This is a genomic window from Methylocystis sp., from assembly GCF_050246715.1.
Taxonomy (GTDB): Bacteria; Pseudomonadota; Alphaproteobacteria; order Rhizobiales; family Beijerinckiaceae; genus Methylocystis.
In genome coordinates this window covers 1-26,324 of the sequence record NZ_JBFWVN010000047.1, presented here as the reverse complement: position 1 = coordinate 26,324, position 26,324 = coordinate 1, and the positions used below count along the sequence as shown (strand labels likewise).

The 26,324-nt window shown below is 59.4% G+C and carries 15 protein-coding genes and 1 pseudogene; 4 read left to right on the top strand and 12 right to left on the bottom strand.

The window, feature by feature from the left end; all coding sequences use genetic code 11:
• The first annotated feature begins 345 nt into the window (after window positions 1-345).
• Window positions 346-2,187: a glutaminase A gene (gene glsA, locus AB7I51_RS13880; RefSeq protein ID WP_428405218.1), complete on the top strand. Its 1,842-nt coding sequence runs from the start codon at window positions 346-348 to the stop codon at window positions 2,185-2,187.
• Between the two features lie 209 nt (window positions 2,188-2,396).
• Here the strand turns inward: glsA and AB7I51_RS13875 are convergent, their stop codons facing one another.
• Both AB7I51_RS13875 and AB7I51_RS13870 read right to left on the bottom strand, forming a co-directional pair.
• Window positions 2,397-2,594, bottom strand: a complete 198-nt coding sequence (locus AB7I51_RS13875) for a hypothetical protein (protein ID WP_428405219.1) — start codon at window positions 2,592-2,594, stop codon at window positions 2,397-2,399.
• 101 nt (window positions 2,595-2,695) lie between these two features.
• Window positions 2,696-7,522, bottom strand: a complete 4,827-nt coding sequence (locus AB7I51_RS13870; RefSeq protein ID WP_428406279.1) for an HAD-IC family P-type ATPase — start codon at window positions 7,520-7,522, stop codon at window positions 2,696-2,698.
• A gap of 506 nt (window positions 7,523-8,028) precedes the next feature.
• On the opposite strand from AB7I51_RS13870, the gene AB7I51_RS13865 reads away from it, so the two are divergent.
• Window positions 8,029-10,245 carry a tetratricopeptide repeat protein gene (locus tag AB7I51_RS13865; RefSeq protein ID WP_428405221.1) on the top strand — a complete coding sequence of 739 codons (2,217 nt, stop codon included), beginning with the start codon at window positions 8,029-8,031 and terminating at the stop codon, window positions 10,243-10,245.
• A gap of 95 nt (window positions 10,246-10,340) precedes the next feature.
• Here the strand turns inward: AB7I51_RS13865 and AB7I51_RS13860 are convergent, their stop codons facing one another.
• Complete coding sequence (locus AB7I51_RS13860) at window positions 10,341-10,958, bottom strand: transglutaminase-like cysteine peptidase (protein WP_428405222.1); 618 nt, start codon at window positions 10,956-10,958, stop codon at window positions 10,341-10,343.
• A 224-nt stretch (window positions 10,959-11,182) separates the two neighbouring features.
• Complete coding sequence (locus AB7I51_RS13855) at window positions 11,183-11,536, bottom strand: DsrE family protein (RefSeq protein WP_428405223.1); 354 nt, start codon at window positions 11,534-11,536, stop codon at window positions 11,183-11,185.
• Window positions 11,537-12,031: 495 nt separating this feature from the next.
• On the opposite strand from AB7I51_RS13855, the gene AB7I51_RS13850 reads away from it, so the two are divergent.
• Window positions 12,032-12,706 (top strand): hypothetical protein, encoded by a 675-nt coding sequence (locus tag AB7I51_RS13850; protein WP_428405224.1) that lies wholly within the window; start codon window positions 12,032-12,034, stop codon window positions 12,704-12,706.
• 226 nt (window positions 12,707-12,932) lie between these two features.
• Here the strand turns inward: AB7I51_RS13850 and AB7I51_RS13845 are convergent, their stop codons facing one another.
• The 4 genes from AB7I51_RS13845 to wecB form a co-directional block, all read right to left on the bottom strand.
• Entirely contained in the window at window positions 12,933-15,272 is a 2,340-nt protein-coding gene (locus AB7I51_RS13845) for an arylsulfatase (RefSeq protein WP_428405225.1), read from the bottom strand.
• A 119-nt stretch (window positions 15,273-15,391) separates the two neighbouring features.
• Window positions 15,392-15,892 (bottom strand): hypothetical protein, encoded by a 501-nt coding sequence (locus AB7I51_RS13840; RefSeq protein ID WP_428406278.1) that lies wholly within the window; start codon window positions 15,890-15,892, stop codon window positions 15,392-15,394.
• 420 nt (window positions 15,893-16,312) lie between these two features.
• Window positions 16,313-17,773: a glycosyl transferase family protein gene (locus AB7I51_RS13835; RefSeq protein ID WP_428405401.1), complete on the bottom strand. Its 1,461-nt coding sequence runs from the start codon at window positions 17,771-17,773 to the stop codon at window positions 16,313-16,315.
• 90 nt (window positions 17,774-17,863) lie between these two features.
• Complete coding sequence (wecB, locus tag AB7I51_RS13830) at window positions 17,864-19,039, bottom strand: non-hydrolyzing UDP-N-acetylglucosamine 2-epimerase (RefSeq protein WP_428406277.1); 1,176 nt, start codon at window positions 19,037-19,039, stop codon at window positions 17,864-17,866.
• Window positions 19,040-19,651: 612 nt separating this feature from the next.
• On the opposite strand from wecB, the gene AB7I51_RS13825 reads away from it, so the two are divergent.
• A complete protein-coding gene (locus tag AB7I51_RS13825; protein WP_428405403.1) occupies window positions 19,652-22,624 on the top strand; it encodes a tetratricopeptide repeat protein in 2,973 nt (990 codons plus the stop codon).
• Between the two features lie 25 nt (window positions 22,625-22,649).
• On the opposite strand, the gene AB7I51_RS13820 is transcribed toward AB7I51_RS13825, so the two are convergent.
• The 4 genes and pseudogenes from AB7I51_RS13820 to AB7I51_RS13805 form a co-directional block, all read right to left on the bottom strand.
• Window positions 22,650-23,627 carry a hypothetical protein gene (locus AB7I51_RS13820; RefSeq protein WP_428406276.1) on the bottom strand — a complete coding sequence of 326 codons (978 nt, stop codon included), beginning with the start codon at window positions 23,625-23,627 and terminating at the stop codon, window positions 22,650-22,652.
• 213 nt (window positions 23,628-23,840) lie between these two features.
• Window positions 23,841-24,872, bottom strand: a complete 1,032-nt coding sequence (locus AB7I51_RS13815) for an adenylate/guanylate cyclase domain-containing protein (protein WP_428405405.1) — start codon at window positions 24,870-24,872, stop codon at window positions 23,841-23,843.
• 521 nt (window positions 24,873-25,393) lie between these two features.
• On the bottom strand, window positions 25,394-25,624 hold the full coding sequence (locus AB7I51_RS13810; protein ID WP_428404538.1) for a hypothetical protein: 231 nt from the start codon (window positions 25,622-25,624) through the stop codon (window positions 25,394-25,396).
• Window positions 25,625-26,213: 589 nt separating this feature from the next.
• Window positions 26,214-26,324 (bottom strand): annotated as a pseudogene (locus AB7I51_RS13805) (IS630 family transposase); the annotation flags it as partial.

Genomic DNA, 26,324 nt, shown 5'->3' with positions numbered 1-26,324 from the left:
GCGGCGGGCCTCTCGAAGAGCAACGAGGGCCTCGGCGCCGTCGGCAACTACGCCTCGCTCGCCAATTATACGGCGCTCGGCGGCGTCTTGACGGTCTTCGCTTTGCCGAACTAAGCAAGACGCGAAGGCCCAGCAACTGAGGACAATTGATACTTGGCGAAGCCCCGAGTTTGAGGACTCGGAGCTCCGCCGCTGCAATGCATATGGCTCATATCGCAGTGCACAGGACTTCGGTCGATTGCGCGAGATGGGCCCTGGGGTAGATCCCCTTTGGTATGCCCGAGGCCTCTTGATAGGCATATATTTTGCTGAGACATTTGATCGGAATCTGAAAAACGGCTCTTCATGCCAGAACGGCACGATATTGGAGACCCCGTGCATCCCCCGCTTCAAGGCTTTTTGAATCGCTGCTACGAACAGTTTGTCCCCGACGATTCAGGCGCGCTCGCCGATTACATCCCGGAATTGACGAGGGCCGATCCTGCGCATTTTGGCGTCAGCCTCGCAACGATCGATGGATACGTCTATGAAGTTGGCGATAGCGGCGCGGCTTTTACGATACAGTCGATATTCAAGGCGTTTGTATTCGCACTCGCCCTCGAAACGCTTGGCCACGAGCGCGTCGAGTCGGCTATCGGCGTCGAGCCCAGCGGCGAAGCTTTCAATTCGATCCGGCTGACGGGCGACAACAAGCCCTTTAATCCCATGGTCAACGCGGGAGCGATCGCTTGTTCCGGCTTGATCCATCAGCATGTCGGCGACGGCGCTTTTGATCTAATCCGTCAAACGCTGGGTCGCTTCGCCGGACGCGAACTCGACGTCGACGAGGCGGTATTCGCTTCGGAGCGGGCGACAGGCGATAGAAATCGCGCGATCGCGTGGTTGCTCCGTAATTATTCGGTGCTCGGGGGCGACGTGGACGCCGTTCTGGACGTCTATTTCCGTCAATGCGCCGTGCTCGTCACCGCGCGCGATCTCGCCGTGATGGCGGCGACTCTGGCCAACGGCGGCCGCAATCCGCTTACCGGCGAACAGATCATTTCCGCCTACGTCGTCGCGCGCACGCTTTCGGTGATGACAAGCTCCGGCATGTACGACTATGCCGGCGAGTGGATCTATCGGGTGGGAATTCCTGCGAAGAGCGGAGTTGGCGGAGGGATTATCGCCGCCCTCCCGGCGCAATTGGGATTTGGCTCCTTTTCGCCTCGGCTCGACGGTCACGGCAACAGCGTCCGCGGGCTAAGAGTCTGCGAGGCGTTGTCCGCACATTTCGGATTGCATGTGCTCAATCGCAACGAAGATGTGCGCACCTGCATTATCAGCGATTACCGCGACGTGGGCGTTTCCTCGCGTCGAAACCGGCAGAGCTTCGAGCTTAAAATTCTGCAAGAGCGCGAGAGCGATATCCGGGTTATCGAACTCGTTGGCGCGCTCTCATTCGCATCAATGGACTACGTTTCGCGACGGCTTGCCGGTGAAGCGCCGCCTGTTGAGCTGCTGATTTTGGACTTTCGGCGCGTTCCAAGCGCGACGACCGCCGCAGCCCGGCTCCTGGCCGAAGCGCTCGCCGGCGTCGCCGCCCGCGGCGCAACGATCATCGTCGCGGGCTTTGATAAGGATTCGCGGCTTTGGCAGGCGATATGCTCGGAAGACTTCTCTTTGCCGACGCTGCGCCATTTCCCGCTGCTGGACGATGCGATTGAATGGGCCGAAGACCAGGTGATCTACCGTTATGGGGGTTTCGAAGGCCTCGCCAAGACCACCCATCTCAGCGAGCAAGCGCTGCTCGCGGGGCTAACTTTGGATGAAATAGATCACATCGCGGCGATTGGATGTGCGCGCGCCTTTAAGATCGGCGACCGGATCATCGCCGCCGGCGATCCGGCCGCCTCTCTATTTTTTCTGCAGAGCGGCATGGTTAGCGTAAAACTGCCCAGCGGCGCGCGTCTCGCGTCGATCTCGCCGGGCATGCCGTTTGGCGAAATGGCGCTCATTGAACGCGAGCGCAGCGCCGACGTTTGGGCGGATACTGCGGTGCAATGTCTCGAATTGCCGCTGAGCGCCTATGCCTCGTTCCGCAAGAGCCATCCGGATTGTGGAGAGCTCATCATGCGAAATCTTGCGTCGCTATTGGCGAAGCGTTTGGTGCTTGCAAACGCCAAAGTCGACCTGCTCAGCGCGTATTGATCTTTGGGACCTGAACGCGGCCGACGTTTGGGGACTGTGGACGCTAGAGCGCCCCACGAAAAAGTGGGAACCGGTTTTTTCGCGCAAACCCAAGCTTCAGCTAATGGAGGGGTGGTCGACCCCCCCTCGGGTGATTCAGTTCGACGGGCGCGATCTCGCAGCGTTCTGAACCGAGGCGGCCATAAGATTGATTGAGGGCGGGCGTAACCTTACTGAGTGGGCGTATAGTGTTTATGAGCATTCAGGGCGCGCTCTAATTGCGCAATTAAAAGACGAGCGGCATCAAGCGCCATCCGAACCTCAAGAACATTTTCTGGATCAATCGCTGACGCCACCACGACGACAGCGACGTTTTCTTCAACTCTTACAGCGGAGTTTCCCATATTAAAGTTTTCGTTCTTGATCATTGCCTGCTCCTCGATGCTTGAAATCTATATTTTTTGTCGGCCACTGCGCAATGGCTCGCCGACCCTTGTCCGCTTTGATCCCGGCGCCAATGCGCGGCGGTTCAGTTCTTTGACGAAGGCCACGCGCTTGTCTCTCGGTCGGCCGCGATTTGGACCGTCACGCCCATCGACGGCATGAGCAGGGCGTCTGGATTCGATGCGCTAACGAAGAGGGAATAGGTCTTGTTGTCCGGCGCCGTTTCTGACGATTGACGAATAGTTGTTACCGTCCCTTCGAAATTATGGTTCGGCATGGATTCGACCGTGACCGAAACTGCTTCGCCGATCTTGAATTTGTCGACGTCCTTCTCGCCGATCTTTGCCTCGATCCGCGCATCGGGCAAGGCGACGACAAAGAGTTGGGTTCCCGCGGCGTCCGCCCCGACTTTGTCTCCGATTCGGAGGGGGCGCATAGCCACTGTCCCGTCGATCGGGGAAGCGATCTTAGTTTGTTCGAGCGCCGCTTCGGCGGCTCGCAACTCCGCTTCGAATCGAGAGATCAATTCTTCGTCGCGTTTCGTTGTCGCCACTGCGCGCTCAAATGTCTTCCTGTAACGATCGAGTTTGCGTCGCATTGCGGCATTGCGCTTGGCCAGCGTCTCCTGGCGCAAGAACGCCGATTTTGCGCGAGTCGCTTGTGATGAGCTCTTTTGTAAATTCGTTTTCGCTGCAGCGAGACTTGCCTTCGCACGCTCGACAGCGGCTTTATAGGGCCGCTCGTCAAGTTTCGCACACAGCTGCCCAGCTTTTACCTTATCTCCTACATTGCAATAGAAAGCTTCGATTACGCCAGCGATGGGAGCTGTAACGCGTCGAACGCTCTCGGGGCTGACGACGCCGCTCGCCGTGATCCAGCGCGTCGCTATTGGGCGCTCTTCCTTTTCGGAAGGGCGGTCGATGTCGGGCGTTTGTTGCAAAAGCCAGTAGAGCGAGCCGCCGACGACCGCCATCAACGCGACTGCCCCGATCGCTGACCCTCTCACGAAATTCAGCTCGCGCGCGGTAACCCGTCCGCCATCCTCTTTTCGCGTGTGAAACCTCGCTCGAGGGAGCGGCGGCGCGCCTTCGCTACTTGCCGCGCCAATCCCGCTGCGGCCATCCGTCCGTCCCTCGGCAAAATGGGGTCGGGTCAATTTGAAAATTTCGAACACGAGCAATGACAGAGCGGAAACCGCCAATAACGTGATCGCTTGATCAATCGGAATTCTGGCCGCCTTGAGGAGGCTGGCAAAAAATTCCGTCTGCTGTATCAACATTTGCGCCGCCACCGACACGACGACGACAATCAGCAGGCTGGTGTTCGAAAGAAAGCTCTCTCGCCAAATCGGCTTTTGGCTCCGCAGGCTGAGCGAGGCAAAAAGCTGGGTAAAGATCATCGCCATAAAGGCGTAGGTGCGGGCGACTTCCAGGTTGGCGTATTGGAGTCCGTAGGCATAGGCGCCAAATGCAACGACAGCGGTCGGGACGGCGACCATAAGCATTGTCCAAAAGAATTCCTCGTCGGCGATGTCCTTGTCCCGCTCGCGCGGGCGCCTGCCCATGACCGAAGGGTCAACATGATCCGCAGCCAGGCAGAGCGCTGGCGGACCATCCGTGACAAGGTTGATCCAAAGCAGATGAATGGGCAAAAGCGGCGCGGGCAGTCCGATAAGGATGCAGATCGTCATCAAGAGCAATTCGCCGGAATTGCACGCCAAAAGATATAACAGTGTTTTTCGGATGTTTTCGTAAATCCCACGACCTTCCTCGATCGCGGCGACAATGGTTGCGAAATTGTCGTCTGTGATGATCATGTCGGAAGCTTGCTTTGTTACTTCCGTGCCGGTCCGCCCCATCGCAACGCCAATATCGGCGCCTTTTATCGCCGGCGCGTCATTGACGCCGTCGCCGGTCATGGCGACGACGGCCTCATTCGCTTGCCATGCTCTAATAATTCGCAGCTTATGCTCGGCGCTCACGCGAGCGTAGGTGGTCACCTCAGCGACCTCTTCGGCGAGCGCGTCATCCGTCATTTTCTCGAGTTCGGGACCGGAGAGAATGCGCCCATCGAAACCGAGTCCCAATTCGCGGCCAATAGCCTTGGCGGTGTGCGGATGGTCTCCGGTAATGACGACGACGCGAACGCCGGCGCTTCGGCATTTTGCGATGGCGTCCTTGGCTTCAGGTCTCGGCGGATCGTACAAGCCAGATAGACCGACGAAGACAAGATTGCATTCGATCGCTTTCGTCCCAAGTCCCTCAACCGAGATGGGCTCGAGATCACGAAACGCCGAGCCAAGCACGCGCAACGCCCGGCTCGCAAAGTCAGCGTTCTGGCGCGCGATGGCTTCTCGGTCGAGGGCGGTTATCGGACGCACTCCCGAGTCGTCGAGTATGTGCGAACAACGGCCGAGCAAAATTTCAGGCGCGCCATTCGTCAGAACGCGCAGACCATCGTCGGCCCGGCGACGGACAAGCGAATGAAGCTTGCGGTTTGAATCGAACGGGATCTCGAAAATCTTTGGTTGCGTCTCGTCCAGCTTGTCTCTGTCGGCGCCGGCTTTCTGTCCCGCAGCCAGTAGCGCGCCTTCCGTCGGATCGCCGATCACCGTCCAGGCGCCGTCTTCCTGATCGAAGCGCGCATTGTTGCAGCCGACAAGGATCTCGCCGAAGCGCTTTAAAGCGGCGTCCGCGCTCGGGTCGATTGCTTCGCCTGCGAAGCGAATGTCGCCCTCGGGGCCGTAACCTTCGCCGGTGACCTCATAATCCCGTCCCGCTACGAACAGGCGTCGCACAGTCATCTGACCAACGGTAAGAGTGCCCGTCTTGTCGGTACAGATCACGTTGGTCGAACCGAGCGTTTCCACGGACGCCAAACGCCGAACCAAGGCGCGGCGTCGAGACATCCGCATGACGCCAAGCGAAAGCGCCGCAGTGACGACCGCTGGCAAGCTCTCGGGTATCGCCGCTACCGCAAGGCTGACCGACGTCATGAACAGATCCTTAACGTCGCCGCCACGCCACAATCCGAGTCCGAACAGAAGCGAGACGGTCCCGAGCGTCGCCCAAAGCAAGACCCGCCCGAAGGCTTCCAGCCGCTGTTGAAGCGGCGTTCCCGTCTCGTCGCCCGCTTCTTCGAGAAGGGAGGCGATGGCCCCGAATTGGGTCTGCATAGCGGTCGCGACGACCACTGCGCGACCTGACCCGGTCGCCACGCTCGTTCCCATGAAGATCATGTTCTTGCGATCGCCAAGCGGCAGGTCCGCTTGATCCAAGCTTTGAGCGTTCTTGTCGACAGCTTCCGACTCGCCTGTGAGCGCAGCTTCGACGCAGGCCAGAGAGGCGGCTTCGAGAAGTCGAGCGTCGGCGGCCACGATATCTCCCGCCGCGAGTTCGAGGATATCGCCTGGAACCACGTCGGCAGCGGCGATGGTCGTCACCGCGCCGTCGCGCCATACCTTGGCTTGCGGCGCAGTCATTCGCATCAGCACAGCGATCGACTTCTCGGCGCTGAACTCCTGGTAAAATCCAACGACTGCGTTCAAGAATACGATCGCCAGGATGACGACGGCGTCGATCGCCTCGCCGAGGAAGCCGGAGACCACGCTGGCCGCGATCAAGATCCAAATAAGAATGCTGTTGAACTGGGCGAGCAGGATCGCCCAAGGCCGGATCGGCTTCGTTTCCTTAAGCGTATTTAACCCATACGCGGCGCGCAGTTGCAACGCTTTCGCCGTTGAAAGTCCTTTGGCCGAGACGCCCAAGCGCTCAAGGGCCTCCTTGGGCGAGGCGCAGTGCCATGGCTTTTCGGTTCTCGGCCCAAGTGGAGCGCCTTGGGTCGCTTCCTCCGCCTCAATGTCGCTGGCGCGCCACAACCCAAGAAGCGCAATCGTCACCGTCATTGCAACCGGCCCAAGAATCATGCCGGGCGCCCCAAAAAGGTTCAGACCCCCCAACAGCGAGATAAAGGTCGTAAAGGTATGGATCTTGAGCCGCCCGCCCATCAGCAGCGGACGAAGCAGATTGTCGACGCTACCGACGACCAGGCCGCCCCAGGCGGAAAGAATAATCGCCTTTTCCCAATTCCCATCCAGCGCCAGAACGATCGACGCTGGGATCCAGACGATAAACGCGCCTAAAACCGGCACGATAGACAAGAGCCCCATGACGAGGCCCCAAAGCAGTGGAGCCGGGAGGTCGAGCCACCAAAACATCAAGCCGGCCAATGCGCCTTGAACCGCTGCGACCGCTAAGGTTCCATAAACGATCGCGTATACGGTGTCCTCGACGCGAGTTACGATGAGATCGGTTTCCGCCTCAGCCAGCGGCGAGAGCGCTTTGACCATTGCGACCGCTTCGCGTCGATCGCGCAGCATATAGAAAAGCGCATAGAAAGTGATGAGGATGCTGATGAGCCCGGCGGTCGATCTTCGAAGAAATGCGGCTCCCGTGTTCGTCAGCCACGACGCTAGGCGGCTTACAATCGCTCCTGGATCAATCTCATTCTGGATCCACTGGCTCAGCGCTGCAGTCCAACGATGCTTGCCGATTAGCTGACGCCAATCGCTCGACGCAATCTGGCGTTGCACGTAATCAGCGTTATTTGCCGCCTCGCTAAATAGCCTTTCACCAACGAAAAACATCGGCGCAACGACAATGAACGCGACAACCAGCACAGATGCTGCGGCTGCAAGATTGGAGCTTTTGAGCCTCTGTTCGATAAGCTCATGGGCTGGAACAAACAAAATCGCCAGCGTGACCGCCAACGTTAACGTCGATAAGAAAGGCGCCCACAAGAGAGCGCAAACATAGATCCCGGCCAGAGTGGCGGCCAAACGCGCAAAGGCCTGAATGCGGCCCTTCGACCAATATTCATCATGGCTCGGCAACGGCTCTTTTGATCTGTCCATCTTCAAGTGCAAAGGTGCGCCGGCCCTCGAAGGCCGACGGCGTTTCATCAGGATCATTCGGCCGAAGCCGATCATGCCATTGGGGCTAAGTCAACGATCCCACGGACCGGACTTGCCGCGAGTCGGCAGTTCCTGGGATGGGGGCAATCTTGTCGGCAGAGGGAGGTTGGGTGCGGCGAGGCTGCAGACGATCCTTTTTGAGCGAGAGATGCGTTCTGCATGACGAGCTCAAGGCCAGGCAAAATCTTCCGCTTTTGTTAACTTCCTGATCTGGCTGTTCAACGTTTATGCTTCGTCGAGTCGTTGGCGAGTGGCGCGCATGTCAACTTTCTGCTTCACGCCGCGCTGGCCGCAAAGCATGACACATGAAGCATTCGTACCGTACGGCGTTAGCGGTTTCGGATATGCAGGGGAGAGCGTCGTTGTTTTTTTGGTCGAGACGAGCAGCCGCGCTCGCCGCCGCCAAGGCCTTTTTTTGTGGGCTCGTGTCCGCCGCCGCGGCACAGATGTCCGCGCCGACATTTATGGGCTCCGCGGCCTGCGCATCCTGTCACGCGAGCGAACATGCAGAATGGCTGGCGTCGCAGCACCGCGTCGCGATGCAGGAGCCGAGCGACAGCGCCGTGCTGGGCCGCTTCGAGGGCGCGACTTTCCGAAAGGGCGCGGTCGAGACCTTGTTTTTCAAACGCGACGGCAAATTCTACATCCGCACTGAAGGGCCGGACGGCAAGGTGGCTGATTTCGCCATCAAATACGTGTTCGGCGTTTATCCGTTGCAGCAATATCTTCTCGAATTGCCAGGCGGGCGGCTGCAAGCATTCGGCGTCGCCTGGGACACGCGCCCTGCCGCCGAGGGTGGGCAGCGCTGGTTCGATCTCTATCCCGACCGCAAGCTCGCCGCGGGCGATCCGCTGCACTGGACGGGCATCGACCAGAACTGGAACTATCAATGCGCCTGGTGTCATTCCACCAATGTGCGCAAGAATTACGATGCGAACGCGAACGTCTACGCAACGACTTTCTCCGAAATCAGCGTGGGCTGCGAGGCCTGTCACGGCCCGGCGTCGCGCCATGTCGAATGGGCGACGACACGCTCGACGCCTTTGCCCCACCATGGTTTCGACCTCGGCCTGGATCAGCGCGTGGGAGCGTCGTGGCAGGCGGGCGCCGGCGCGACCGCGACGCGGAGCGGCCCACCGGCAAGCGACGCTGAGGCGCGCATCTGCGCCGGCTGTCATGCGCGGCGCCAACAATTCTCCGACGATCCCGTCGCGGCGGCGCGATTTTACGACGCCTTCCGGCCCGTGACGCTCGAGGCCGGGCTCTATTATCTCGACGGCCAGCAGCGCGACGAGGTCTATAATTTCGGTTCATTTCTGCAAAGCCGCATGCACGCGGCCGGTGTGACATGTTCGGATTGCCATAATCCGCATTCGGGCAAGCTGCGGCTCGCGGGCAATGCGCTGTGCGGCCAGTGCCATTCGGCGGCCGTGTTCGATCAGGCGACGCATCATCATCACGCGCCGAGATCGAAAGGCGCAGAATGCGTCAACTGCCACATGCCGGCGACGGTCTACATGGGCGTCGACCCACGGCGCGACCATTCGATGCGTATTCCGCGTCCCGACCGCACCGCCGCGCTGGCGACGCCCAACGCCTGCAATCAATGCCATGCGGACAAAAGCGCGGCTTGGGCGATAGCGGCCCTGAAATCTTGGAGCATGGGCGGCAAGCCCGGCGCGCAGACATTTGACGAGGCCTTCCATCTCGCCGATAGCGGGGCTTCCGGCGCCCGGGCGGCGCTTGCGCTGATCATCGAGGACAAGGGACAGTCGGCGATCGTCCGCGCCAGCGCGCTTCAGCGGTTGAGCCAAACGCCCACAGTCGCCGCGCCGTCAGTCGCGATGCGCGCGCTTTCGGACAGTGATCCAATCGTGCGCTCGGCCGCCGTCGCCGTCCTCGCCAACGCCGATGCTGCGACGAAGCGACAGGCTTTGACGCCCTTGCTCACCGATGAAACGCGTCTCCTGCGCATGGAGGCCGCGCGCGCGCTGGCGGGAGAGGCGGAAGCGGATCTTGCGCCGGCGGCGCGTACCGCTTTCGAGAAGGCGCTCGCCGAATATGAGGCGGGGCAGCTCTTCAACGCGGAGCGGCCAGAGTCTCAGGCAAATCTCGGCGCCCTTCATCACGCGCGCGGTAAAGTCGAAGCGGCGCGCGCGGCTTATGAGAAGGCGCTGGCGCTCGACAAGAGCTTTGCGCCGGCCGCGATTTCGCTTGCTGAGATCGCTCGCGCCAGCGGCGACGAAAAGGCCGCCGAAGAAACCCTGCGACGGTCGCAGACGCAAAACCCGGACTCCGGCGCGCTCGCCCATGCGCTGGGCCTGAGCCTCATTCGTCAAAAGCGTCTGCCCGAAGCGATGGCGAGTCTCGAAAGGGCGGTTGTCCTGTCTCCCGACGACGCGCGCTTTGCTTATGTTTTTGGCGTTGCGCTGCATGACGCCGGTTCGCCCCAAAAAGCGCGCGAAACGCTCTCGGCCGCTTTGTCGCGTCGCCCTTTCGACCGCGACATTCTGATGGCGCTCGCCTCCTATGAGATAGAGGCGGGCGACGTCTCCGCCGCGGCCGATTTAGCGGAGCGGCTGGCGCAACTCGAACCGGAGGACAGCGAGGCTCAGAATTTCATCGCGGCGATCCGCGCCTTGGTCGCCCGTCTCCATCGATAGCGCCGAAGACTCTGCGTTTTGAAAATTCCTACCCAACCCCAGAAAGATGAGCAGATATGTTTGCGCCCGACGCCGGATAAAGTTGCGGGCGAGGTTCAGCGCGTCGTGAGTTGCTCTTCGTCTGACGCGTTGCGAAGTTTTAACCACGCATTCGGGTTTCTTTCTGATTGTCGCTTGATGAAACGATAGCCGGTTTTGGTCCAAGGCAGCATTTCATCAGTCAGGTTGTCGAGAACGAAGTCGCCGTGGTCGGTTCTAACCATTAACACTGCGTGCGCTTCGCCCGATCGATTGCGCACGATCGTCAGCAGCAGCGATTGGAGTGGAAACCCCTCTTCAATGAGCATTTTCCGCTTCAACAGCGCATAGTCCTCGCAGTCCCCATTTCCGTTGTCGGGATAACTCCACCATTCTTCCCGACCCCATTGCTTAAGATCCGACGTTGGAACGATCGAAGCGTTCACCCAGCGGTTTATTCGATTGATGACGCTCATGTATTTTGATGTCAGCCGCAACGGCTCCGTCGACCCGCCAGACTGAATGCACTCGCTTGGGTCTTTGCGACAGAAGTCTCGCCATCCAACCGGGTTCGACGTCACCGTTTGCGCCTCGGCAGGCGATGATTCCGGAGGCGTCATCGCCGCCAAATAAGCAGTTGCTCCGAAAATCGCCAGTACAGTGCCGGCGACGGCGTTGCGGAGGACCTTGAACATCGCTGGAAGCAGTTTGAGAAGTGTGTCGCGGATTCAAGTTATTCGGAGATTCTAAATAATCGCTTGTTCTCTGGCTCGATTTGTCTGCAGCGGTCTCACGGCGGCTGCGTCCCAGAGAGCCCCGCCGCACGACAACAGTTCCGCGACGCTGTTCGTTTGCCGTCTGGAGGCGTAACGCGCGCACGATTCCATGGGGTTAACGAGCGTCGTCTCGAATGCGTTGCTCAGAAATTCACAACTTTGGCGTCGGGTTGCTTCGCCGCCGCATGAAAGTCGTTCATCCCGCCAAGCTTGGCGCGCTTATCAAGAGAGGCGGCGGTCAGCCCCCGGGCCTCAAGACATGGCTTGCAGACGAAGACCGTCGCATTTGGGTGAGCGGCGACATCTTCATACTTGTTGGGCGGCCCGACAGGCACGAGCGTGGCTGCTGCGCCGTCGACGGCTGAAAACACCGCGTCGGCGAATAGCATCAGCGTTACTTTGTCCCCATCCTGCAGTGCGGTCGCCGCGAAGATAAAGGGCAGCATCGCCCGCGTCGGATCCGTCGGACCGTAAGTGGCGGAGATCACGAAGTGCATTGGCTTCCCCGATCGTTAAGTTGGCCGTTGGTTGAACCTGTCCCTGTCGCAAATTAAGTCCGAGCGTATTGACGATGCAATCCTCCGGGAATTGGCGTTGAGCGAAGCCGATCAAGCGTTCGCAGCGCCGACTCCGCCAAGGTGAGCGGGGAGCGGTTGGATTGCCGCGGCGATTTCGCGTTCTAGGGTCGCTGGCACGAGCGGCTGCGCCGCGCCCGCGATAAACAAGCGAAGTCGTCTTGACCAAACAGCCTCGCCGGTGAGACAAAAATCATCGGCCAGCGAGCCTCGCCACCCGGGCGGCATTATCCAATTATGCTCGAGCGGTTTCGTCGAAATCGATTCGGCGCATGGAAGCTTACATTGATTACCCGCTAAGCATCATTTTCTTGGCGAGCCTTTTCCTGCTCTTAGCCGCAGGCGAGCTTGGGCGCCGTTTCGGCTCACGGGGGTCGCAAGAAAATCGACGCCAGCATCACTACCCTGGAGGCTGCTATGTTGGGGCTTCTCGCCCTGATGTTGAGTTTTACCTTCGCTATGGCGTTGACGCGTTTCGACGCCAGACGCGATGCCGTCTTGCGCGAGGCGAATGCGATCGGCACCGCGGCTCTGCGCGCGCGTTTGTTGCCCGCGCCGTATGGCGCCGAGAGTCTGAAGCTGTTCCGCGAATATGTTCACATCCGAGTGAACCTGGCGAACCGTTCGCCGACGCCCGCGGAACTCGACACCGCAATTGGCCGCTCAAACGAAATCCAGGAGGCGCTTTGGCGGCAAGTCAAAGCTGCATTGACGAAGGACAACGCAATGGCGCCAACCGGCCTCTATATTCAAGCGCTGAACGAAATGTTTGACGTCCAAGAAAGCCGACTGACGGCGGTTCGAAACCATGTGCCGATCATTGTCGTGTTTTCGCTTTACGGCATCGCCGCGGTGGCGATGGGCTTCACAGGATACGTTGGCGGCCTGGAGCGGCGGAGGCGGCGATTTCCAATATATCTGATGTCGCTGCTCGTCACCGGCGTCATATTGTTGATCCAGGACATTGATCGCTTGGGCGTCGGCTTTGTCGCCGTCAGTCAGCAGCCGATTATCGATACGGCGAAAGCCATCGCGAATTTTCCCGTCGACGTCCGAAATGATGAAGAGACACGATCAAAATCAGGCCGCTAATGCGTCGGACTTGGCGGATGCGCATCTCGTATCCGTCGAGTTTACCGTACACGGCCTGCCGCAATGTCCCGACGAGCCCATGTCATCCGTTCCTGCCGGTACGGGCGTCAACAAGTCTTTCGCCGGCCAAATCCGACAGGCCGAGCGCTGTCGATCGGCGCTCCAAGGCGGGATTCGCCCGTCGTGAAATTCAATGGCTCGGCTGAGACTGAAGCGTCCCCAGCGCTTATTGGATTTCCACCGTAACCTGTTCGATCCGTCCCTGGAAAGCGAAGGGCGACTTGTAATCCTTCGATACGGCGGAGACAGAGTCGCGGCCGATGTCGAAGGGCTCGACGCTGTAGCGGAAAGGCACCGTCTTGCCCACGATGCCATTGGCGGTTTCTTTGCCGTTGACGAGGATCTTGACGTTAGCCGGCTTGCCTGGGCCCGGCGCCGTCGGGGATACCTCGACCCGAACGCTCGACTTGCCCTTCGGCAATTGTTCAGATGACTGGACCTTTGCGTGGTCGACTTCGAAGAAGTTGTAATAGAAGGTTGGCTTTCCGTCCTTCACATAGAACGACCAGCCCGAGGTGACGCCGCCGATCGCTGCCAGCACGCCATCCGTTCCCCCGTCGCCGACCAAGACGTCCGCAGTGACCGCGAAGGGAACGTTATGGGTGTTCAGCACGACCGATTCGCTGATCCCCGTGACTCCCGGGCCGTAGGTGAATTTTTTCAGGCCGGCGAGAGGATTGGGCCGAAGGGCCGCATCGAAGCGTTCGGACATGCGGTCGTCGAGAGGAAGCACGTTGTATTTTTTTGCTTCGACCATGAAGGCGGCCTTCAGCGCCTTCACCTTTTCCGGATATTTCGCGGCCAGATTGTCGGCTTGCGAAAAGTCCTGGTCGATATTGTAAAGCTCCCAGGAGTCGTTGTCGAAATCGCCCGTGGCGGCGCCGGCTGTTTGCCATGGCAGACGGCCGTGTCGCGTCGTCGCCATCCAACCGTCCTTATATATCCCGCGATTGCCGAGCATCTCAAAATATTGCGTGGTCCGGCGCGATTTCGCGTTCTTGGCGTCGAACGAATAAAGCATGCTCACGCCCTCGAAGGGCTTCTGCTTCACTCCATTTACGACCTCGGGCGTCTCTATATGCGCCGCCTCCAGCACGGTCGGGGTCACATCAATAACGTGATGGAACTGCGCGCGCAATTCGCCCTTCGCTTTGATGGCCTTGGGCCAGTGAACGACGAGGCCGTTGCGGGTGCCGCCAAAATGCGAAGCGACCTGCTTGGTCCATTGGAAGGGCGTATCAGCCGCCCACGCCCACGCCGCCGGCACATGCGGTTCGGTTTCCGGTCCGCCGATTTCGTCGAATTTAGCCTCGAGGCCCGCAAGGCCGAGTTGAATCCCATTGAGGCTCGCGACTTCATTTACCGTCCCTTCGAGACCGCCTTCGCCCGACGCGCCGTTGTCGCCGACGATGTAGAAGACCAGCGTATTGTCCATTTCGCCGGCTTTCTCGACCGCTTCGATCAGGCGTCCGACTTGGTCGTCGGTGTGCTCGAGGAAGCCGGAATAATTCTCCATCAATCGGCGATAAACGCGCTTGGCGTTTTCGGGCTGGTCATCCCAGGCAGGAAGTTCTTTGGGACGCGGGGTCAGCTTCGTATTGGCGGGAATGACGCCGAGTTGTTTCTGCCGCTCAAATGTCTCCTCGCGATATTTGTCCCATCCCGCGTCGAACTTACCCTTGTATTTTTCGCGATAGGCTCGAGGCGCGTGGTGCGGGCCATGGATCGCTCCAGTCGAGAAATACATGAACCATGGCTTTTTCGGATTTGTGGCGTTGACCCGGTTGAGCCAACCGACGGCATTGTCGACCAAATCTTCGGTGAGATGATAGCCTTGCTCGGGCGTCTTAGGCTGCGTGACCGGCGTCGTGTTACGGTAGAGCACCGGATAATACTGATGCGTTTCGCCATTCATGAATCCGTAGAAATATTCGAATCCCCAGGTCTTTCCCGTCGGCCAGCGGTCGAATGGCCCTGCGGGCGAAATTTCATTGTCCGGCGTATTGTGCCATTTGCCGAAAGCGGCGGTGGCATATCCGTTTTGTCTCAGAATTTCCGGTAGGCCCGCCGTGGCGTTCGGGACGATGCCCGTATAACCAGGAAATCCCGTTCCCATCTCGATGATGACGCCGGTGGCGACGCTGTGATGATTGCGGCCGGTGAGAAGCGCGCCGCGCGTGGGCGAACAGAGGGCGGTTGTATGGAACTGATTATAACGCAGCCCTTCCTTTGCGAGCTTGTCGAGCGTTGGCGTCGCCACCGCGCCGCCGAACGTTCCGGCATGGCCGAAGCCAACGTCGTCGAGGAGCACAATCAGCACGTTCGGCGCCCCTTTTGGCGCCTGCATTTGCTTCGGAAAGTCTGGCTTGGAAGTCTTGTAGGTCTCGCCGATGACGCCGTTGAACGCCGGCTCCGGCTTCGGCAGGACCTTTTCCGCACCCGCCGGTCGCGCATGCAAGGCCGCCACGCAGATGAAAACGATGGCCGCCACGCAATGTCGTTTCATGTTTCCGTCCGCGGTGTCAGAAGGAAGGAGCTGCTGTTACTGATCTCTGTTGCGAGCTCCATATTGGGGTCGATCTTTGAGTCGCTGGCCGTCATCGCACGCCGCCGGACTCGCCGAGTTCAGTCAACTTGACGCCGTCGCGTCATCCAAATTTGCGCGACACGCGCCATCGGCCCTCGTAGCAGCGCGTAAGGGAGAAACGCAAGCAGGACCGCAACAATTGCTGATTCACCCGGATGAAACTCATCCAGAAAAGCAAGTTGATAGACGACATCCATGACGACGCCGAGGATCAAGATCCTCGCCGTCGAAACGACTCCCTCCCAGAGGCGGGCGCTCCGTCGCTCGCCGCCGAGCACGACTGCGGACAGAAAGGGCGTGCGTTCGAGCCGCGCATCTTTGATGCCGTCGCGAAATGCGGCGATCGTCGCCATCCCCGGCTGCAGCAAGAAGCGGAAAGTCATTGGGCCGCCCGGCCGGGCGACGACGTTCCGCCAGAATCGCTGTAACTCGTCAGTTGACAGTCCGTGCCAGGCGAGACCGACGATGGCGCAGCCGAGCAGCAGCAAGACAGCGATCCACGCCACAACAAGCTCGGCCTTCGATGGCGGCTTGGTCATTGCAAAGTCCTGGTTTATCGCGCTTGGCGACGTCCACACGAGTGATCAAGCCCCATCGAGTGGTCCGCTCATAATGTTAGTCGCTAGTCCCCCTTCCAAGTGTCCTTGCCAACCTGATAGTTAGGCTGGCGGTTGGCAAGCGACAGCTCAGCAACGAGTCGTCTGAGCAATTCGTTTTCTCGCGCAGCCTTGCGAGCCGCTGTCGTGTGACGCTGATCGATGCGCTTACAGATCGAGCAAATCAGTCTTCCAGCGCGCTGCGTTTTTCCGAACGAGTTCGGACGAGCGGTTGCTACAGCAGCGCCATCTGACGCCCGCTCGGCAAAAACAAATCGCTCATCACAAAGGCCTCCAAATCGGACGCCCTTATGAATCGCGCCTTAATCAAATTTAATAGGTTCTGCCCCTGCGCTCCGGACGCTATTTGAGTTCACTTGCTTCAATGTTTTGAGCAGGAATAGTGTGACTTGTCTTGTCCCAACCCAACGATTCTTTGCGCACCTTGTGCCGCCAAATGAAAATGTAGAGTGCACGCAATGCTGCGGAGAAGTTGACGAAATTCGAGAAAACGACTCTGGGCGCCGCCACCAACCCCTGACCCAATCCGTAAATCGACGTCGTAAAGATCGTCCGCTGGACAAGCCGGTTGATGAGCAAAACGATGTTGATGAAGAACACCAGCCGCAGGATAGGGTCGAGCATTGCATAGCCGGCGATCCGCCACTCCTCGCTGAATGCGCCAAGAATGAGGATCCCAATCGCGTTAAAGGCGAGGAAATAGGCGATGACGGCGATGATCCCTGACAGGATGCCCTTGCGGTCGCGCAGAAAGAATATTCTTTCGGCAAGCGTGTCTCCCCAGCCGAGTTTCGACGCGCCCTGGAAGCCGATCCCGAGAAGCCAGCGCGCGCGCTGGCGATAGGCAGCCTGGTATTCGCTGGGAAAATTTTCGCGAGTGGCGATCGCGAGCGGCGTTGCAATCCGTTGCAGTTCATTGGTTCCGCGGGGGATGTCCAGCGTATATGGCGCGTTGTTGAGAATGAACGCGGACGTCAGGCCGAGGTTCTTCATGGCGAAAGCGACGTCATAGTCTTCAGTCAAGGCGACCGGGTCGAACACCTCGCCTTGGCGCCAAATTTTCAGTGATTCGATCGCTCTCCGGCTGAAGCAGGCCGCCACGCCGGCGCAAGGAACAACGCCCGTTAGACGCTGTCGGACGTATAGGTCCTTATTATGAAATTCGGCGAATTCATCCATGTAGGTGCCCGCCGTCATCTGCAGGAGCGAGCGTGTGAAGGAATATACCGGGATCTGGATGAAATCGAATTCGGAGACCAGCGCGCTGAACAATGGAAATTCCAGCGGATGAATCACGTCCTCGCTGTCGTGAAGCACATAACCCTCAAACGTGATGTTTGCGGCCTTCTCATATTCGCCGATCGTGGCGATGATCGCATTGAGACAGTCCGCCTTCGTCGTCGGTCCATCATGCGGGCCGACGACGAGACGGACGTTTTCGGGGCGTTCCGCAGCCGCCCTGAGCACTTCCTGCTGGGTCGCCGCATCATTCGGATAGGCGCCGACAAAAAAGATCGTCGTCCTGGAATGGACCGAGTTTGTTTTTAGCATTTCGTAGATGACGGCCTCTTCGCGCCAGGCCGGCACCATGACCGCGAGCAAGCGTTGCGGTCGTTCAAGTAGCATCTGTTCAGAAAGATCGGATCGTTCGGCGCGGATCCTTCCTGAAATTCTCATGAGCCAGTAGACGGCGTCCACGAAGACATCGTCGAGGCTATAAAGAATGATGGCGACGCCAAAAACAAGGAAAAGTCCCACCAACGCGTCGACGTAAGCGACGGTGGCGTCGGTCAGGTCAAGCATCAGTCGCCCTTAAGCTCTTTAAGTGAGCGCTCGTCGGACGTTCTTTTGCGCCTTGCCCCTCGAGTCGGCAAGGCTCAATGCCGCAGCGGCTTAGGCGGCCGATAACGTGGGAACTCGGCGCTGCAATCGCTCGCGCATCACGGCGACGATCCGTTTCGCCGCATGGCCGTCGCCGTAGGGGAAGACCGGAACCGACATGCGTGCGTAAAGCTCCGGATCGTCGCATAGCTGCGAGATTGCGCTCGCCACCGCCGTCAAATCCGTGCCAACCACGCGAACCGCTCCAGCGCGAACCGCCTCCGGCCTTTCCGTCGTGTTTCTAAGCACGAGAACGGGCTTTCCGAGCGCGGGCGCCTCCTCCTGGAGTCCACCGCTGTCCGTGACGACCATCCAGCATCTTTTCAGCGCCGCCACCATCTCCGAATAGCCCAACGCATCGGCCACCACGATTCTCGGATGGCCGCCAAGGATGCGGCGCGCCGGCTCATGCGCGTGGGGATTAGGGTGCGTGAGGAAGAACACCCCGAGGTCGTCGTGCCGATCGGCCGCCGCTCTTATGCCCTGGAGCGCGCTTTCGAGCGGCGCGCCGAAGCTTTCCCGCCGATGCGCCGTCGCGAGAATGACGCGGGGCAAATTTGGGAAGCCTTCCGGCGCAGGCGAATGGCGCGCGGCGGTCTGCAGAAGCGCATCAATGCCGGTGTTGCCGGTGACGAGACAGTCTCCAGGAGCGACGCCTTCCCTCAACAGATTGTCGAGCGACGCGCGCGTTGGAGCGAAATGCATCGCCGCGGTCAATCCCGCGATACGCCGATTGAGTTCTTCCGGGTAGGGGTCGCTGAGCTTTCCCGTCCGCAGACCTGCCTCGATATGCATGAAGGGAATTTTCTTGTGGAAGGCGGCAAGCGACGCCACCGCGACCGACGTTGTGTCGCCCTGGGCGATGACGCAGTAGGGTTGAACCTCATCGATGACGCGATCCAATTCGGCGATCACCTTGCCGAACAGCTCATTGAGCGAGCCGCTCCGACGCTCGAGGTTCAGCTGGCGCGACGTCACGACGCCGAAGTCTCTTAGCGCTCCTTCAACGACGTCAGCATGCTGGCCGGTCGTCACCACATAAGGGAACGCCCAATCCGAACGTTCGAGTTCGGCGATGACGGACCCCATTTTGATGGCTTCTGGTCGTGTCCCGACGATGCATAAACAGCATAGTTTTGAACTAGTTGGACGACGGCTGCTTTTACTTGCGTTGCTCGGTTCGTTCATCTTGGCTCTGTTGTGTTATCCAGTTTAGGCGCCTGTGTAGTCGAGAAGTTCAGAGTCGTCTAATTAATAATTCGACACCATCACTGTCCTATAAAAAAAGCTATTCCTATAAACGAGATACACAAACCGAGCACTATAAGGGCGGTGGCTCCTGTTACGCTCAAGAAGAGCGCGCCGACGAAGCCTATGATGGATATCAATAAAAAGAGAATGAGCATCAATAGCGTGAGTTGCATTTCATATTCTCTCCTGCATGTCTCTTGCCACGCTCATTCAACTGGACGAGTCTAAGTGTCGCGTCAGCAAGCGTGTATGATAATAAGATTTTTTGACTTCGAGCGCGCGACGGCATTTTGTGCCGGGAGGCAAATGGCTGAGGAAGCGATCCAAAACGAGATTTGCGTCGTCACATTCTGACACGCCTGGTCAGGATTTTGCGCTGTTGCAGTTGCAGGGTAATAAAAACAACGTGTTTCGTACTTGATTCGCGTGATCTCGCGTTCGCAGATTCGGGCGTCCGAATTTGACTTTTTGCAAAGCGGATGGAGCGGGATCGTGGGGCGCGTTTTTCGCAGGCCTTACACAACAAGCGTTGTGTTGGCCTTGGGACTCATGGCCGTCACGCCAGCGATCCTTTTCGCGGCGGAGAATGACGTCGTCCGGGAGACGCCGCCGCCAGGCCAACCTGGCTACCAGGAGCTTGCGTTGGCGTTTGCGCGTCTCGCCAAGGGCGATGCCGAAGGCGCGCTCAAATACGCACAACGCGCTCGAAAACTTGCGCCGGATTATGAGACGCCGGTCCGCCTGGAGGCTGACGTCCTCGCCAAACTGGGACGAACGAGCGAAGCGCTGGACTTCATCAACGCCTTCGTCGCCTCTCACAAGCATTCGATGGCTCTGATTGCGCAGCGTGGCCATCTGCGCAAACAACTCAAGGACGTCGCCGGCGCCGAGGCCGATCTGCAGGCAGCGCGACAGAGCGGCGCGCTCACGAAAGAGCAGGCCGCCGCGGCTAAGGTCGCGCTCTTCGATCTTGCGATGGACGCCGCCTACAAGGACATCGACGAAGGCCGCTTGAATGTAGCCATAAAGAAAGCGCAGGCCGCCCGTGAAATGGATGCCGGCGCAGAAGCGCCCGTCCGGGTGATCGCCGACGCCTATAGCCGATTGGGCCGCGCCGAGGCGGCTCTCGCCGAAATAAATCTCTACGCCTCGGAACATAAGGCAAGCGGTCGTCTACTCGCTCAACGCGCCTATCTCCGCCGCGCGATGAAGGACATCAAAGGCGCCGAGGCGGATTTCGAAGCCGCGCTCGCCGCGCCGGATATTGAGCCGAGTGAAAAGCTGCCGCTGCGCGACGCTCTCGCGGAGGCCACCAAGGCAGAACAGGATAGCGTCGCGCAGGCGGAGCTTGCCGAAGTTTATAAAGCTATCGAAGAACATAATTATCGCCGCGCGGTGCAGGCGGCGCGCGACGCGCGCGCCAAACATCCAAACGCCGAATACCCGCTGCTCGCGTTGATGGCGGCGTTGAACAGTTCGCGACAGCCCCGGGAAGCGGTAAAGGAAGCGGATTTATACATTAAGGACCACGCGCCGAGTTCGACGGTGCTTGCGCAGCGCGGCTATAGCCGTCGCGCGACAGGCGATTTGCGCGGCGCCATTGAGGATTTCAGCGCCGCGCTCGCCCAACCGGGTGTCGAGCCCCAGCAGGAAAAAAAGCTTAAGCTCGCGCTTGCCGAAGCGAAGCGCGCAAGCAAGCCGGGCGGCGGGTTTGGTCCTCCGGCGACGCCTTTGGAACAGGCGCTTAACAGCGGTTATGACGCGCTAAAACTGGGCCGGGTGGAGGCCGCCGTACGCGCGGCGCGAGAGGCGCGCGATCTCGATCCGAAAGCCGAGGAGCCGGTTCTCCTTCTCCTGAGCGCGCTGCTGCGGCAAGGGCGTAAAGCTGAGGCGCTGGCAGAGGCGACGCGCTATCTCTCTTCCGAACCGCATAGCGCCGCCGTTCTCGCGCAGCGCGGCTTTATCCGTCGCCAGACCGGCGACGTGACGGGCGCGGCCGCGGATTTCGAGCGGGCGTTGAAAAACGATCTGCCGGCCGATCAGAAAGTCACCGTCGCCAAGGCGCTGAACGAAGCGCGCTACACGATCGTTGCTGAAAAGGCCTTTAAGGCGTCGGCCGCTCAGGATTGGTCAAGCGCCTTGCGTTATGGGCTCGCCGCCGAAGCCTTCCCTGGCGCAAGCGAAGCTGTTTTTCGCGTGACGATCGCCGCGCTTGCCGGCCTTGGGCGCAAGGAAGAAGCCCTGAAGAAGTCGAACGCGCTCATCGCGCGCGGCAAAGCCAGCGGCGAGGCCTATGCGCAACGGGGCTTTCTTCGTAAGGGGCTCGGCGACAGCGATGGCGCCTATGAAGATTTTACGAAAGCGCTCGCGCGCGGCGATTTGCCACCGGCGCAAAAGGTGGCGGTGGAACATGAAATCGCCGCCGCGCGCGCGCTCGCCTATGAGAAAGCGGGCGACGTGACTCGGGCGCGGGAGGAACTCCTCGACTTCGTGCGGCGCCATCCCAACTATGCCGACGGCTGGTCGACGCTTGGCCAATTCCATATGCGTCAAAAGGAATATCCGTCGGCCCTTTCAGCGTTCGAAAACAGTCTCGCCGTCGAGCGGCGCGGGGAAGTATTGCTCAACGCCGGCTATGCAAGCGTCTATGTCGACCGCTCAAAAGAGTCGGCGTTTTTCAGGGAAGCGATCGACCGATGGTCGAGCGATCGGTCGCTTAAGGCGCGTCCCGCCCGGGATCGGGAGGTGATCAGAACGCAAATTGTCGAAGCGGATTCAAGCGTTCGCACCAATGTGGTGTTCAATGGCATGGCCGATCGGCCGAAGCGTTGGGGCGGATATCAGGTGCAGCCGAGCTTCGAAACGACGCTGCGGTTCGACGGCCGCCATCTGCCGTCCTTTTATGGACTCGAATTTTTGGTTGGCGGTTTTTGGTCTCAGGACCGGACTCGCTTCACCGAGGGCTATTCGCGGTTCGGACTGCGCCTTCGTCCGATCGACGGCGTCAATTTCTCGGTCAGCGCCGAATGGCAGCACCATTTCACTAAAAAAAACGTACCCTACAATCAGCTCGTCCTGTCATGGGGCTATGGCTATGGCGGATTCGCCTACTCCAGCGCCGGAAGCGCAGGAGCGGCAGGCGCGCTGGAGCCGGCGATGCTGAACTATCCCCATGAGTCGGCGGCGCAACCCTTGGTGAGCGTCGCGACATACGGCACCTTCAGGGTTGGAGAACAGCGATATCTGCAAAACGCGGTGGGGTTGCTCGGCTACTCCTACTGGGATGCAAACAGCCGCATGATGTTAGGCGCCGCCGCCATGGGCATGGGGGCATATGACAGCGCGGACGCCCGCCAGTTTGCGTTTGGGGTGGGACCGGCGATCGTCGCGCGCGCATGGCTGGGCGGAGATTATTATCGCGCCTATGACGGCATTCTTTCTATCCAAATCGGTTATTTGTTCCCCTTCGGGGAGAGCCGGCGCCAAGGCGGTCTCAACACCACGATCGGCATTAACTTCTGACGCGCCGCGGCTCCCCAGCGCGTCGCTAATTCGCCGCCGGTTTGGCGCGAGGCCTCGTCACGACGATCGAATGAAAATAAACCAAGGCGTCTTCGGAATAGAAGCCGACAAGCCCGCTCGAATAAGGTCTTTCTCGATCCGTGCAAGTGATCAACGGAACGCCGTCGACGAAGACCGAAAGCGTGGTTGAGTTCGGGGAAGCTGACTGAATGATTTTGACGAGATATCGATTGCCGATTGGATAGACCGGTCGAGTTCCCGACGCCAGGAAACGCTGATCGCCGCGATAAGCGGGGTCCGCTTTGCCGAGTTCCCAGCCGTTCGGCTTGGGAACGAAGTAATAAAAATGCGTATTGTCGCTATAATCCCACAACAGCCAAGCCACTTCCCATGAATTTGGCGCGCCTTGCCGCAGCTGCTTCTCCGTTTGGAGCGAAGCCTCGATGGCGAAATTGCTTTGCATGTCGACAGGCCAGGCGGGATACGGCCCGCCGATCAGACCGGCATGCGTTTCGTTTGCGGAACTCGACTCCTTGGGCCTGATGGACAGCGCCTGGCCGTCGAATTGCCGAGCGACCGTGTTCGCGCCAAAGCCGTGGTAGACGGACTTCCAATTGGGAACGATAAGCTCGCCGTCCTGGACAGAGGTTTCAGGGGCGCGAGGAACTGCGCCGTCAAAAATCTCGGAAAGAACGATCTGGTCCGAGGTTACGGTCACCACGGCGCGCCGTGACGTGGACGCCGCGCCTTTCTTGCACCTTATCGTATAGGTCGTCGTCTTCGTCGGCCGCACGAGAATATTGCCCGATGTTTCGCGGACCACGAAGTTAGGATCGCGCGGGCGGCTCGAACCCTTGCAGAAATCGGCGTTCGTTGAGGAAAAGGCCAAGGTCGCCGATTGGCCCGGATTGATCGTCGTCGGCTTCGCCGAGAGCATGGCGATCGGAGGCTCGCCGGCCCCCGGCCGGCGCGTCAATGTTTCCTCAGCGGCGGCATTGGCCAACGAGACCGACGCCAAGGCGACAGCTCGCAACAAATCAGCGCATTTCATGTCAGCACAGCCAAGGATGGCCCCACTCGCAAGTCCGCGCTTCAGCGATAGACCGGTCGGCGGTGTAGCGCATTTGCCTGATGGTTACGGTTCCGTTTCCCTTGTCGGAGTGGAAATCGCTTGCTTGCTTGCGCGACGACGATCTCGCGCTCTGTCGGTCCCGAGTTAAGACGCTGCGCGGTCCTCCAGAAGCTGGCTTGCGGAGGCCCACTGATAGACCTCATAGCCGTCGACCACCTTGCCCGCGTCGCTGAACCCGCCGCGCTGCTGCACCGGTTCGATGATTTGCTTCGCGCAGGCGATCGTGCCCGGCAGCGCATATTTCTGCATATGGCCGGCGATATCGATGACGCGGTCGCTCATTTCCTCCATCGGCGTCTGCTCGTCGTAATAGACGTGCCCGGCGTTGACGCCGCAGCGAACGACGAAATTCGACTTAATCATTTTCACATGAGCATTGAACGCGTCGAGACTGCCGATTACGTCCTTGGCGGCTTTCAGCGCGGCGTCGATCGTCGGAAAACAGGCCATCACGCCATCCGGCGTCCACGCCGCTTTCAGCGACCCATTACTGCGGAGCTTGCCGTCAACGAGATTCTTATATTCATGAAAATCATGTTCGATGAAGGTTTTGTCCTCGCCGAGCTTCATCTTGGTCGAGTCAACGACGTCAATCGACAGGAAAGCGAGGTCGCGTCCCATTGACTCTAACTGGCGCTTCGCCTCCGCCATTACCTTGAGCAACTCCGAGCGGCTCTTGGCGTTGCGCGCGTCCATCGTTTTCATCTTTTCCTTGACCGGCGCGAGCACGCGTTCGTCAGCCCCCGCGGGAGCCGCCGACTGCAGCGCCTCGAAGTCGCGCTGCATCGCCCTGCGGTAAATTGCGGTCGAGACCTTGCGTCGCAAATTTTCGACCCAGATGCGGCCGAAGAGAATCCCTCCGACGATAAACCAACGCGCCAACTCATGGCCCCTGAAGTTGGTCGGGACCAGCGATTTGACCCACCGGATCATCCGCGAGTCGAAGGCGTCGATCTGCTCAATCCACCAATATGAACTCGCGTTTTTGAAATAATGCGTGACGAGCGGCAGCAGGACGATCACGAGCGCGATGAGCAGGATGGCGTTCAACAGTTCCAGCAGGAATTTGGTCAGTTTCAGATGGAGCGGGGCTTCGGGAATGCGCGAATGTACCATGAGATTCTTTCGATCGAGCTGGAGATGTCGAGCGCCAGCGTTATCGCACGCGCAAATCGATCTGCGCAATTCCGACGGCGCGTCGACCGAAGGCCAATCGATGACCAGTCCAAAGCGATTTATCTGAACGCGTCAGATTGAGGGATTGGGGTCCATGGCGCTTTCGACGCCCATCTGGTAGCCGCCTGACGGCTAAAGGAATCACAACGGAAATGCCACCGAGCTGCATTCGGACTGCAAGAAATCTGCGGTTAGAGCGCTTCGCGACGAACCATTAGACGCCGTCATACCATCGCAATCTCAACAGCAAAAACGCCGCGCCGTTACGTCCACGGTCGAAGCGTTCGCGACGACGCGCAGAGGCAGTCCCAGGACTTCCTTGTGCGCCGAAGGAATTCGGGCGTCGTGCAAGGGGCGATACAAACATCACTATTCAATCAGAAGGGCGGCTAGTCCCTCAAGCGTCGGCGACGCTGACCCGACGCTCACGCGCAAGCGGACGAGATTTACCGCCCAACGATTTAGGCGGAAAGCGACTTGTATCCTTCCTCGGTGGACCAGGCCTCAATCAAATCAGCTCCGTCGTAAAATTCGATCCGGTGGTTGTCGCCTGAATTTTTGTAGCGCGCGACGGCTCCGCCGAAGGAGCTGCGAGCTTGGCTCGTTTCGCGATCTCGCAGCGTGCCGAGCTCTTTGCCGTTTTTTGAGATCACAATGGTGTAGCGTGGCTCACTCGACCGGTAGGCGTTCATTGTCGGGCTCCTAAATTCGAATCGGCGAGGTCAATGCTCTCACGCTCGATGAGTCATGATGATGGCGGCTTTGGGAATTTCTCGCCAACCGAACCGCGCGCCTACGTCTATTTCGAGGATGACCCGAGCCGGCACAGGCTCGCCGATCGCCTCTCAGTCGCTGACGCCAAGGCGGTCGCGCGGACGTTCGCGCGGCGTCGACGGTGCGAGCGAATGGTAACGGCGGGATCAACGCCTGAAAGTGGCTTTGGAAGTCGGACGCCACTCGATTGCGTCGAAATGCATTCTCAAGATTACCATCCGCAATTTCTGGGGGGTGACGGGGGAGCCGTCTGGTCATTGACTTCCTTCACCTCCACACTCCATGAATATCTCTCGCCAATGCTCTCACTAAAAATGCACCCGAGCTTGTATTGTGTGGCGCCCACAGACGCGACGAAACTGCGGCAATCGCTCGCCGTCCATTCGCGCGGCACAGACGTAATTGTTCGCCAGTTTTCAGGTTCGATGGGCGAACACACTTTTTGACTTGAGGCCTGGGCGCCAGACGCGCCGACGACCAACAGCACCGCACTAGAGCAGTTTCTTTTCAAAGAGGCTCATATCCGGCGGCGGTGAAGTAGTTGGCGCATTCCTGCGGGGTGAACTCGTTGAACAAGGCGCCGATCCTGTTCCACAAGGCGTCGACGCTGCGCTCGGC